Below are 12,446 nucleotides of genomic sequence, written 5' to 3' on the forward strand. Positions count from 1 at the left end.
CATAATGGGCAGGAGTAAATTCAGGAATTAATCAATGAAAAGGGTGAATGTACCTGTTCTAAGTATAGAACAGGTACATTCACCCTTATTTGTTCAGTAAATAACTCTATATGAACTCAGGAGGTATAATTTCTTCCAAGCCCTAACTCAGTCAACAGCTGTCTGTACGCGATAGAAGTGCGATCAGCCGGAATATGGGCTTCGGCGGTCAGATCCAGCGGCAGATCCTCCGGTGTCTGTGCTTCGACCATCGCTCTGTCCTCCGAGAACACCTGGAGATTGAAGTTAATCGTATCTTCGGTAGGCACACTCTTGTCAAAGTTACGTGAGATCGGGCAGAACAGCCGGGTATATCTTGCAGATACAGGAGAAGCGCAGTTCAGGATCATCAGCTTTCCATCCTCGGGAAAATGTACGGTAAGCGATGCGGCGAACGGGGCGAATACCCGGAATGCCCGCAGCCACATGAAGCCTTCCGGTGCCGGATTCTCCTGACCTTTACCGTAGTTGCTGACGGTGCTCCAATAATCGGCAAACAGCTCATTTCCTTCACGTCTTACTTTGTACTGCGGAACCTCAGTGTTGTCGGGGTCTGCGAACGAATTTGCATGTACATAAGCGAAGTGTGAGACGTCCAGGAAGCCTTCCATCTGTCTGCCGGACGAACCGGCAATGTCAAAGCTTGGCGGCAGAATGTTAATGAAATCCGGATCATCCCAGCCGGAGAATTCAGGGATTTGCTCCTCAGTTCCTGCCAGCGAGGTCCAGATAAGACCGTATTTCTCCACAGCAGGATACATGATCAGCTTCAGCTTAGGTGAGATTTTGGCGCTCGGATGCGCCGGAACTGAAGTGCAGGCCCCTTCACAGTTGTAGCGGAAACCATGATAAGGGCAGACAATCTCTTCGTTCTCGACCCAGCCCAGACTTAAAGGAGCACCCCGGTGGAAGCAAAGATCACGGGCAATCACAACCTTGCCATGACTGCGGTAACAGACCAGCTTTACATCCAGCAGTTTGACGGAAACCGGCTTATCTTGGATTTCTTCAGCAATAGCCACCGGATACCAGTACTGGGACAGAATCTGCCAGTCATTTGGGGTAAAGGTACAGTCACGGGGAAGCTGCATTTGGAATTCGGCAAGCGCATTGGTCTTAGTCATAGTTGGTTCGCTCCTTCAGAAATTGTAGTAGTAATGCAATAAACCCCAGGCGGAAGAGGCGCCAAGTGAAGCAGCTCTTGTATTCTCGTAATCAAAATACAAGCCTGATCAGCTTATGCATCCTCTTGTAGCCTGGGGCAATTTACGGTTGCCTGGTCGAGACGCCCACTCCGATTAATGGGCTTATACAAGATTTCATATGTTATTTAATGTGACATTTATCATATAATTTATAATAAAACACACCTCTTATTTTTGTCAATGTTATTTTTAATGACATATAATTAGCCTATTTGGGTTAGAGTTATTGAAGTAATTCGTTTCATTGTTAATTTACATATCGGGATGCTTGTAGAAGAAAAAAGTTAGCGAAATCAATCTTAGCTTCGCATCTATTACCTTGCAGTGAAAAGTACTGATGAAGTCGTCTGTTATAGTGTGGTATTTGAACGGAAAAATTCGTCAGCAGGAAGTGAATAGATGCCTTGGGTGATTGAGATGATTTCACAGTACGGATATTTAGCCATATTTGCGATTCTGGCGCTTGGTATTATTGGGCTTCCCGTTCCGGACGAGCTGTTGACGCTGTTTGTAGGTTACTTGTCTTCTGTAATGGTGCTGAATTTTTCGATAACAGTCCTGGTTTGTTTCATAGGTTCAATAACCGGCATGCTAATCAGCTATACCATCGGTTTAAGGCTGGGACAGCCGGCGGTCGATAAATTCGGAAATGGGTAGGGCTTACGCCCAAAAGATTTGCCAGTGTGAAGAGGTGGTTTTCCCGCTTTGGAAACTGGACGATATTCTTTGCCTACTTTATTCCGGGAATTAGACATGTCACAAGCTATATCTCCGGCATCAGTGCCATGTCCTTCAGAAAGTTCCTGCTCGTAACCTTAGCAGGCGCTTTCACCTGGTCGCTTCTGTTTGTTTCTATCGGCTATTTTGCCGGTGCCAGGCTGCCAATCTTGAAATAAAAAAGTAAGCATGAGGGATCTATGATCTCTCTTTTTTACGTAAAGAGCAGTTTCTTTGGATGAAGTTACTAGTATATACTAGAAAAGTAATATACAAGATTATCCATCCCTTACCATGAAAAGTAAGGCGTACACAGTAATCAAAGGAGGTACTATATTAATGGTGCAAGCTGGAGAAGCCGTTATCGAAGAATATGAACCCCGCAAACACGCGAAGTCCATTGCGGAGATGTGGAACAGAAGTTTTGAAAGCTGGGGAGGAGATAATGCGTATCAGACGGAACAGAGTGTGATCGATGAGCACCGCAATAGCACTCACCTCAAACTGTTTCTGGCTGTAGTCGCCGAAGAGGTCATCGGATACTGCAGCTTCTCTCATTACAAAGAAGATACGGGAGCATTATATATACCTTTGTTGAATGTCCGGCCTGATTACCACGGCCGCAAAATCGGCAAAATGCTTGTACGGCGTGCTCTAGAGGAAACTATTAAGCTTGGCTGGCCGCGGCTGGACCTGTATACCTGGCCCGGCAACACCAAAGCGGTTCCGACCTATAAGAAAAGCGGATTTTTCTGGGAAAAACGCGATGACTCCACACACCTAATGAACTTTATCCCTTCTGTCCTGCAAACCGGAGCGGTCAAACATTACTTTGAAACGATAGACTGGTATAAAGACAGTACCCGCGAAATCTCGGTTCAGCCGGACGGGCGGAAGGAAAACGGTTTTGATTATTTTACATATACGTGGAGCAAGGATTCGCTTCAGCTGAAGATGGAGTATGAACGGTCCGGGCGGGGCCTGCGGCTGATTGAAACGGAGGATTATCTGATTCAGGCGACCATTCCGCGGCAGCATAAGCTTCCTTTTGGAAACAGTTATCCTATTGTCTATGAAGCGGTAAATAAAAGCGGACAACCCTTAACCCTACAGGTTAGAAGCATCAGCAATAAGCAAATCAATTTTGAGCTGAATGAATCCAGGGTTATTGCGGCAACGGAGTCTATTGAAGGCAGCTTTTATATCCATCCGGTGGAAGAAGAACAAAATGCTTATCAGACGCATCCGGTCGTGGAAGCCGAACTGCTTATTAACGGCTTAACCGCCGTTTTTAAACTTGGTGTGGAGCCGAAGTTTCCGGTTAAGCTCAAGCTGGAGCTGCCGAATCGGACCATTTTTGCCGGAGAAGACATTGAGCTTGATTTGACTGTGGAGAATGAATATGACACCGAGACGGTTTTCGCTTTTGATTTGCCAAGTGATTCCATTCTAATTTTTAAAGAACCTGGCGTAAGGATAGCGGTTCCGGCTAAAGGCCGGAGAACTATCCCGCTTGCGGCAAAAGTACTGGCGTATGGACTGTGGCATCATCGCGTAAATATTACTGCGAGTGAAGATAGCCGAGAGTCTTCGGTTGTGCAACAAGAGCTTAGTCTAGCATTCCCCGGACTACATACCGCTTTTGGCGGTCAAACGGATATGGGCTGGATGATCAGCAGCGGATCGTATTCTGCATATCTTGACAAATTCAGCAACGCTCTTACATTCTATGAGGGCAGACATTGGGCGTTCAGGCTGTTCCATCCCAAATTCGGTCTGCCTTACACTAATGAATACAAGAAATACCCTGTTTTACAGATGGTTCATTACAGGGAAGAGGAAGCTATGGTGCTGGAAGCCCAGTACGAGCTGGACTCCTCAGCCGGGTTACTATTTACTGTAGTAGTAAAGCTGTACAGCAACGGAATATTTACCCGTCATTACAAAATTCATAATACATCTTCTACAGACAGGAACGAGGATCTATACCTGAAGGACAGCTTTAGCTTTGGTCTTGACGGAGGCGTGATTCCTTATCGCGGAGAGTATATAGACTTGCATCAAGGGGTTCATGCTTCCAGTCCGGATTATTGGGAAGTACAGGAGCTTACGGAGAATTGGCTGTTCGCAGATGACGGTACTTCAACGCGGGGGATTACCTGGCCGTCAGAGTTGAAGCTGATCCGGGACCATTGGATGTATGCCGTTGAGCATCAGTTTAAGGAGATACCTGCCGGCAGCATCCTTCATACCAAGCCGCTCCGTGTTGCTCTGGGAACCTGGAGCAGTTGGCGTGATTTCCGTTCGTTTGCTTTGCTTAAGGGCGATTCACAGGACCTAAATACCTCAACGCAGCTAAAAATCATCTTGAATGACGGGAACCCTTTTGTAAGCGGATCACCGGTAGTGCGGCTTCAGGAGCACAAAAAAATCTTTTTAGACGGCCGGATAGGCGTTTCCTCTGTATTAAACAGCCTCGAGGAACATAGCCTTGATGTGAATGCCGAACAGAAACTCACCGAGGTTAACCTTCCGCTTGTCTCCAATCAACGTGCAGAAGCTGATCTGGTAACCGTGCAGCTTGATTGGGATATTTACGAAATGGATAAGAGTTACCTTATATTCCCGGGCTCCGTCAATGAAATGATCCAAGAGACCAGATATGTAGAACAGGCAGAGGTGCTTATCGCGGATAATGGGGTGCTTAAGATTCAGGCCAGCAGCAGCTTTGCTCCTGCATTGTTTTCGCTACAGTACCACGGCGAGGAGTGGCTTGATTCCTCTTTCCCGCATCCGGCGCCGAAATCCTGGTGGAATCCTTGGATGGGCGGACTTTCAGCCGGCTTCGACGGGATCTCTCCGCTCAGCCTGATCGAAGAGCCGCGGGAAGCTGCTTTTGCTCAAATGAGTGATAATAAAGGGAACCTTTGGTCAGGCATCCGGATGAGTGTAACCATCACGAACAATCCTAAATTCAGGGGGCTTACCCTGCATCATTATTTTCTGCTCCTGCCCGGTGCACCTGTTCTTGCTTCTACAGTAAGGATTGAGCAGCATACCGGATCGCCTCTGTATCCGCTTGAGCTTATCTCATCGGGCTACTATAAGACAGGCAGTGACCTGATAGATAGCAGAGGGCGTGTAAAGAACGCAAGCGGTGAGAACATTATCTATAAAGCGGGCAGAGTACAATGTGAATTGAACAGTCCAAGCGGGATCATTCAATATAGCTCCAGAGAGCGGAAGCGGCAGTTGACCTTAATCGCCAATCCGGAGCTGGATGCTACCGAGCTGATGGTAAACACCCATGTGATAGCATCCTATACAACAGAGAAGCTATATTTGCGGGACGGGATCGGGCAGTTCAGCAAACCTCAGTTTCATCTCATCTCGGACCTGAAGATTCCGGAGCAAGCCTACGAAGATTTGTTAACGATCAAGTTTATGAAGTAAACTGAAGAGAGGACTTTTCCATGAAAATCATAGATGCACATGTTCATTACTCGAATATCGAGGTCTTTCATGAGACGGCGCAGACATTGGCCAATATCGATTACTCCGAAAAAGGACTGCTTGAAGAGTTCCGGCGTACCGGTGTAATTGCCGGAGTGGGGATGGGAGTTACTGAAACTGTGGCAGGTGCCTTTCCTGATGCCGCGGCATTGAATCCGATGCTGCTGGATTTGGGCGGACAGCTTCCGGGCAATCTGTTTACCTGTGTCGGAATCAATCCGCTGACCCTCCATCTGGAGGGCCAGCTTGAAGCGCTGGAAGAATCGCTGCGCCAGGAGAAGACCGTCGGGATCAAACTGTACGCGGGCTATTATCATTTCAATGTCGGAGATGAGATCTACGCGCCGGTGTACAAACTGGCTTGGGCATACCAGCTTCCTATTGTCATACATGGCGGCCTTACCTATTCAGATAGGGGACTGCTTAAATATTCGCATCCGCTGTCTATGGAAGAGACATTCCTGAAGCATCGTGACATTACCTTTATGCTCTGTCATCTGGGTGATCCGTGGGTCATGGACACGGCGGCGCTGCTGGAGAAGAATCCGAATCTGTACACAGATCTGTCCGGCTGGATCGTTGGTGATCCTGCTAAAGTTGACCGCCTTCTGACGGAGCAGACCTATACGGACCATTTCCGCCGCGCCATCGTATTTGCCGAGAAATATGACCGGCTTGTTTTTGGCACCGACTGGCCGCTGGTTCCGCTGGAGGCGTATATTAAGTTTGTAAAACATCTCATCCCTGAAGCTTACTGGGAGGAAGTCTTTTATAAGAATGCACTGCGTGTGTTCCCTAAGCTGGAACAGCTGATCAATGAATTAGAATCAAACGAATAGTAGAAGGAAGCATGTTTGTCCAGGAGAGGAATGTCATCATGAAGAAAGTCATCGTTATCGGAGCAGGGATTCTTGGTGCTTCAGCGGCATATCAGCTGGCAAAAGAGGGAGCAGAAGTGCTGATTATAGACCGTAAGGATCAAGGACAGGCGACGGATGCTGCAGCCGGTATCATTTGTCCCTGGCTGTCGCAGCGGCGTAATCAGGCGTGGTACGGGCTGGCAAAAGCAGGTGCACGGTTTTACCCCGGGTTAATTGCGGAACTCCGTAGCGAAGGTGAAACCGATACAGGGTATGCGAACGTAGGCGCTTTAAGTATTCATCACGATATAGAGAAAATCAGCAGGATGCACGAGCGGGCACAATCGAGGCAAGCGGATGCGCCGGAAATCGGCGGGATTACGGTACTTAATGAAGAAGAAACTCAGAGCCGGTTTCCGTTATTAGCCGAAGGCTACCATTCTGTGCAGATCAGCGGTGCTTCGCGTATAGACGGGCGTGCGCTGCGCGACGCACTGCTGCGTTCAGCCCAGAGAAACGGAGCCGTCCTGATGCACGGGGACGCAGCACTGCAATTTGACAATAATCGTGTCACCGGGGCAGTTGCCGGAGGCAAAAACTTCACTGCTGACACCGTTATTGTCTGTGCAGGCGCTTGGGCGAGTCCTTTGCTGCTGCCCTTGGGCATCCGCTTCAAGGTTCATTTCCAAAAAGCGCAGATCATGCATGTACAGGTTGCTGACCAACAAGATACCGGCGCCTGGCCGGTAATAATACCGCCTACGGATCAATATCTGCTCTCTTTTGAGGACCGGAAAATCGTCATAGGGGCGACTCACGAAAATGAGATCGAAGGCTATGATACAAGGGTCACAGTAGGCGGGATGCAGGAGATACTGAATAAAGGGCTGGAGCTTGCTCCCGGTTTAGCTGACAGTACGTTTCAGGAAGTCAGAGTAGGATTCCGCCCGTTTACCCCGGGTTTTCTTCCGGTGATCGGCGCTTTTCCCGGCTGGGAGGGACTGATCACGGCTAACGGACTTGGAGCATCCGGCTTAACGATGGGGCCGTTTATTGGCAGTCAGCTGGCCAAGCTTGCACTTGGATTAGAATTAGATATTGAACTCCATGATTACGATGTTCAAAAAGCAGTTGAGTGAGCTATACAAGAGAGGAAGGTGCCTCAAGCAATGACAATCATTGACCTAATCCAAACACGGAGAACCATTAAACAATTCAAGCCTGATGCCATTAGTGAAGAGGCTGTGCTCTCCTGGCTGGAAGCTGCAAGCTACGCCCCGAATCACCGGATGACCGAGCCTTGGGAGATTTTATTCATTGGAGCTGAGACCAGGGCTAAGCTGAATCACAAAACAGACTTTGGCGGTGCTCCAGTCGTTCTTGCCTTATTGTCTAAACCCGCGGCTACTCCGTTTGAACGGGACGAGTATGTAATGGCTGCTGCCTGTTTTGCACAAAATTTCTTGTTGGCTGCCCATGAAGCTGGCGTTGGTGCGTACTGGGCATCCTTAGGAGCTCAGCCCCGCAATCGTGCCACTCTAGGTGTGCCGGAAGATTACGATGTAATCGGTATATTCGGTATCGGCTATCCGGAAGAAGTTCCGGCGCTCAAGCCGAGAACTCCGCTAGCCTCCAAAATTACTTATTTGACATAATGGTTATGCATGCGCGGGTAGGGGGACAGGCTATGAACAAAGAAGAACAGCTCACAACCGGTTTCAGGGACTTATATAACAAGATGGTTTCGCTTAATAAAGATAAGATGGAAGATGCTCTGAGGGGTTATAAAGCTTCTGAAGTACACTGCATAGAATACATTGGGAAAAATGCAGATTCCAACGTGACAAAGCTTGCGGAGTCCTTTTATATGACTAGAGGTGCCATAAGTAAAATAACTAAAAAGCTCATCGAAAAAGGCCTAATTGAAAGCTACCAGAAGCCGGAGAATAAGAAAGAAATCTATTTTAGGCTTACTGCACAAGGGGAAGTAATATATAACATCCATGAGGGACTGCACCAAGAATTTCAAGAGCGGGATAGGGCCGTTTTTGAACAAGTCACTGAGGAGCAATTTGACAGTATGCTAAGTTTTGTGGAGAAGTATAATACCCATTTGGATGCAGAAATAAAGAAAAAGGCTATGAACATTAAGCCGGAATAAAATTGAATCGTCAAATCAAACCACAAGCAGCCGGGCTCTACTAAGAGCGGGCTGCTTTTTTTATTATTTTTTGTTGACTAGGAAACAATAATGCGATACGATGTTTTTGTTTCCAAGGAAATAAAATATAGCCTTTGAGAGGAGATTTTCATGTTTAGATCCACATCAAACCCTAAACCAGATGCAGAACAAACTGTAGATAAACACGCTTTAATATTCGGTCTTATCTCAGTGTTTCTTTGCGGATTAGGCTTCAGTATCATCGCACCTGTCGTCCCGTTCATAGTACAGCCCTATATAACTCATCCGGGAGATCAGGCGATTGCAGTTACGCTGTTGACCTCTGTTTATGCAGTCTGTGTGTTTTTTGCGGCTCCCGTCCTTGGGGCTTTAAGCGACAAATATGGCCGTCGTCCACTGCTCCTGATTTGTCTGCTGGGTTCTGCAGCCGGGTACTTCGTTTTTGGCCTGGGTGGAGCGCTATGTGTCCTATTTGCCGGACGTATTATTGAAGGTATAACAGGCGGGAGCATAAGCACCATCTTCGCTTACTTTGCAGACATTATTCCTCCGCAGCAGAGAACCAAATATTTTGGCTGGGTAAGTGCGGTTGTAGGTGCTGGCACTGTGATTGGCCCGACCATAGGCGGATTCCTTGCCAGGTTTGGTTATTCTGTACCCATGTATTTTGGAGCCGCAGTCACTTTATTGAATGTGGTGTACGGATTGTTTTTTATGCCTGAGAGCCTTGAAAAGAAGAATAGACTGAAAGAGATTACCTTGATAAGACTGAATCCATTTACACAGCTTGCAAACCTGCTTTCCATGAAAAATTTAAGAAGACTGCTTATCTCAGCGTTCCTGCTTTGGATACCTAACGGATCTTTACAGGCTGTTTTTTCACAATTTACAATGGATACCTTCAGCTGGAAGCCAGCACTCATCGGACTTATGTTTTCGATTATGGGTTTCCAGGACATCTTTTCCCAGGCTTTCATAATGCCCAAGCTTTTGAAGAAACTTGGTGATCAGCAGATAGCAATCGTCGGAATGGTATCGGAAATTATAGGCTATAGTCTTATTGCGCTATCCGCTTTATTCTCCTTCTATCCGCTCATGATCGCCGGCATGTTTATTTTTGGTTTTGGTGATTCGGTCTTTGGACCTTCATTCAATGGAATGCTCTCCAAATCTGTGGATTCCAGTGAACAAGGAAGGATTCAAGGAGGCAGCCAATCTATTCAGGCTTTGGCAAGAGTGATCGGTCCCCTCATCGGAGGTCAGATCTATGTTTCACTAGGGTCTGCCTCACCCGCTTTTATGGGGATGATCCTTATAGCAGCGGCAATACCTATTTTGTACAAAAGAACGAATGTAAAGGTGTAGCCATTTCATTGATGGCACGATGTACTTATGGTTACGGATTCAATGATCCGGTTAATAAATGGCAAACAGGACTCTGTAGAGGAGGGACTTACCAATGGAAGATCAGCGCAAGCATCAAATTCACACGACCCCAAGTGAGGATGGCGGTTGGGATAATCAGGAGGGCGGAAACAAGCTCAGCCATCACCGCACAAAGGAACAGGCAGAAAAGGCCGGGAAAAGGGAAGCTATAAATGCCCGAACGGAGCTGAAAATTCATAACAGGGACAGTAAAATATCCGATTCAATCAGCTACGGAAATGATCCGTATCCGCCCAAAGGGTAAGTCCCCGATAATCTCCAAGATACCCGCATTATGGAAGCAAGTTGTCCATGTGCGGGTTTTTGCTGTGGATTGAGAATGATTTTTTTTCATGAATTTAGGCTAAAAGGGGATTCTAGATAATGAGAGAACTCTCAAAATTCTAAATGTGATGAGGACGGAATTCATGAACCAAGCTTCAGATAAGGCACAGGAGGGCAAAAAGTTAAAATGGTGGCAGCTAAGTTTGTTAGGAGTAGCTGGAACTATAGGTACAGGGTACTTTCTTGGATCGGGCCTGGCGATCACGATCGGCGGACCCGCAGTACTGCTTGTCTACACGTTAGCGGCAATTGGAACCTATATGGTATTTGATGCATTGGCCCGAATGACGGCACAACATCCCGAGCAGGGCTCATTCCGGTCCTATGCCAAAAAGGCTTTTGGGAGCTGGGCCGGATTCGGGAGCGGCTGGGTATACTGGTTTTCGGAACTGTTAATTATGGGGAGTCAGCTCACGGCCTTGTCCATATTCTCCCGTTTCTGGTTCCCGGCTGTGCCGATGTGGATCTTTGCGGCCGGTTTTGCCGTCTTGGGCTTATGCATAGTTTTTTTCGGCAATAAAGAATTTGACCGGGTTGAAAATGTGCTGGCTGTCATTAAAGTGGCTGCTATTTTGATGTTCCTGGTTGTTGCAGTGGCTCTACTGGCCGGATGGATTGGTGGCAGCAAATATACCCCAAAACTTCCGTTAAGTATGCCCGAACTGTTGCCGTCAGGAACGATTGGATTATGGTCGGCTTTTATTTTTGCTTATTATGCCTACGGCGGCATTGAAGTGCTCGGTATTATGTCCTACAGGCTCCAGAAACCGGAGGAGGCTCCCAAAGCAGGCAAGGTAATGCTGCTGGTCCTGGCGGTGTTATATGTCCTGTCAATCGGACTGGCTGTGACGATGGTGCCGTTAAAGGCCTTCAATCCGAAGGAGAGTCCGTTTGTGCTTGCCCTGCGGAGTGACCACTTGGCTTTTGTGCCGCATGTATTTAACGGTGTATTAATTGTTGCCGGATTCTCTACAATGACCGCATCGCTCTATGCGATAACTTCCATGATGCTCACCCTTGCCCAGGAAGGGGATGCCCCCAAGGTTTTCTCAAAGAAACTGAAGGATAAATATCCGTTATACGCCCTATGCCTGATTGCTGTCGGTTTGCTGGGTGCAATCATGATGTCGCTGTGGTTACCGGGTAAGGTATATGAATACATTACTACAGCCGCCGGACTTATGATTTTGTATAACTGGTCCTTTATTCTGCTCTCGTCTGCAAGACTGCTTAAGCCGGATAAATTGAGCGGAATAAAACGTTGGATCGGATTACTGCTGATTGGCGCTGCAGTTGCGGGTACTCTTTTTCATGCGCTCAGCCGGCCGGGCTTCTACATCAGTCTGTTGATTGTCGCTGTAATTGCGCTGAGTGACTTCATTGTCCAGCGGGTGCGGAAAAAGCATTCTGCCGGTAATGGCAACCAAGAATCGCAGACGGATGGAATGACGGATGCACACCGCAGCCTTCCCGGCGGGCCTGAATTTCGGATTAAAGGCATCCGGCTGCGTAAGAATAAGGTTTAGCTGAAAAATAGCAGCCTGGCAGCCTGTACGCCAAAGTAAAAGCCGAATACGATCAAGGACAGGCCTGATAACACAGAGATAGCCCTCAATACCCGGATAGTCAGCAATTTGCGGAATATACTGGAAGCGGCAGCCATAGTTACATCCCAGAGCAGAATGCCGAGTACAATGGCTCCGCTGTAAATCAATAACTGCTGCATTGGATACTCACTAGCAGCCTTGGCCAGGATAGATCCGTAAATGCCCAGCCAGAACAGGATAGAGAGGGGATTGAACAGCGACATCAGGAATCCCGACAGAAATGATCTGAAGAGTGAAGCATCACTTCCCCGCATTTCTGTCGCGGTAATGTCTCCTGCGTTTCTGATGCTGTCCACACCGGTATAGACCAGGACGAAGAAACCGAATAACCATAAGAATGCTTTGACAAACGGTGCATCAAGCAGATGAATCATACCGAAATAAACGAGCAGCATGTAAATGATATCGGCGCTTATCGCTCCCAGGCCGACAGCCCAGGCGTGCCAAAACCCTCCGCGCAAACCCTTGTCCAGCTGCGCCGCATTAATGGGGCCGAGGGGCGCCGAAAGGGATAACCCCAGAAAAATATACCCGACAAAAATATTAATGGTGT

The 12,446-nt window shown here is 47.6% G+C and carries 10 protein-coding genes, 1 pseudogene and 1 riboswitch; of the genes and pseudogenes, 9 read left to right on the forward strand and 2 right to left on the reverse strand.

What is annotated here, in order from left to right; translation table 11 throughout:
* Positions 1-116 precede the first annotated feature (116 nt).
* Positions 117-1,163, reverse strand: coding sequence for a Rieske 2Fe-2S domain-containing protein (locus QU597_RS14295; RefSeq protein ID WP_310828627.1), 1,047 nt, complete (start codon positions 1,161-1,163; stop codon positions 117-119).
* Positions 1,164-1,271: 108 nt separating this feature from the next.
* A riboswitch (purine riboswitch) is annotated at positions 1,272-1,374 on the reverse strand.
* A 269-nt stretch (positions 1,375-1,643) separates the two neighbouring features.
* Here QU597_RS14295 and QU597_RS14300 point away from each other — a divergent pair.
* The 9 genes and pseudogenes from QU597_RS14300 (at position 1,644) to QU597_RS14340 (ending at position 11,812) form a co-directional block, all read left to right on the forward strand.
* Positions 1,644-2,140, forward strand: a pseudogene (locus QU597_RS14300) (DedA family protein).
* Between the two features lie 160 nt (positions 2,141-2,300).
* Positions 2,301-5,414 carry a GNAT family N-acetyltransferase gene (locus tag QU597_RS14305; protein ID WP_310828628.1) on the forward strand — a complete coding sequence of 1,038 codons (3,114 nt, stop codon included), beginning with the start codon at positions 2,301-2,303 and terminating at the stop codon, positions 5,412-5,414.
* Positions 5,415-5,434: 20 nt separating this feature from the next.
* Positions 5,435-6,313: an amidohydrolase family protein gene (locus QU597_RS14310; protein ID WP_310828629.1), complete on the forward strand. Its 879-nt coding sequence runs from the start codon at positions 5,435-5,437 to the stop codon at positions 6,311-6,313.
* 38 nt (positions 6,314-6,351) lie between these two features.
* The gene (locus QU597_RS14315; RefSeq protein ID WP_310828630.1) at positions 6,352-7,473 is read left to right on the forward strand and encodes an NAD(P)/FAD-dependent oxidoreductase; all 1,122 of its coding nucleotides are present in this window, start codon (positions 6,352-6,354) and stop codon (positions 7,471-7,473) included.
* Positions 7,474-7,503: 30 nt separating this feature from the next.
* A complete protein-coding gene (locus tag QU597_RS14320) occupies positions 7,504-7,989 on the forward strand; it encodes a nitroreductase family protein (protein WP_310828631.1) in 486 nt (161 codons plus the stop codon).
* Between the two features lie 32 nt (positions 7,990-8,021).
* Entirely contained in the window at positions 8,022-8,495 is a 474-nt protein-coding gene (locus QU597_RS14325; RefSeq protein ID WP_310828633.1) for a MarR family transcriptional regulator, read from the forward strand.
* A gap of 150 nt (positions 8,496-8,645) precedes the next feature.
* Positions 8,646-9,881 carry an MFS transporter gene (locus tag QU597_RS14330; protein WP_310828634.1) on the forward strand — a complete coding sequence of 412 codons (1,236 nt, stop codon included), beginning with the start codon at positions 8,646-8,648 and terminating at the stop codon, positions 9,879-9,881.
* 94 nt (positions 9,882-9,975) lie between these two features.
* On the forward strand, positions 9,976-10,206 hold the full coding sequence (locus QU597_RS14335; protein WP_310828635.1) for a DUF2188 domain-containing protein: 231 nt from the start codon (positions 9,976-9,978) through the stop codon (positions 10,204-10,206).
* 163 nt (positions 10,207-10,369) lie between these two features.
* Positions 10,370-11,812: an amino acid permease gene (locus tag QU597_RS14340; RefSeq protein ID WP_310828636.1), complete on the forward strand. Its 1,443-nt coding sequence runs from the start codon at positions 10,370-10,372 to the stop codon at positions 11,810-11,812.
* On the opposite strand, the gene QU597_RS14345 is transcribed toward QU597_RS14340, so the two are convergent.
* A complete protein-coding gene (locus QU597_RS14345; RefSeq protein WP_310833318.1) occupies positions 11,809-12,441 on the reverse strand; it encodes a LysE family transporter in 633 nt (210 codons plus the stop codon). The genes QU597_RS14340 and QU597_RS14345 overlap by 4 nt on opposite strands.
* Between the last annotated feature and the right edge of the window lie 5 nt (positions 12,442-12,446).

Origin of the sequence: Paenibacillus pedocola (assembly GCF_031599675.1) — a bacterium.
Taxonomy (GTDB): Bacteria; Bacillota; Bacilli; order Paenibacillales; family Paenibacillaceae; genus Paenibacillus_AQ; species Paenibacillus_AQ pedocola.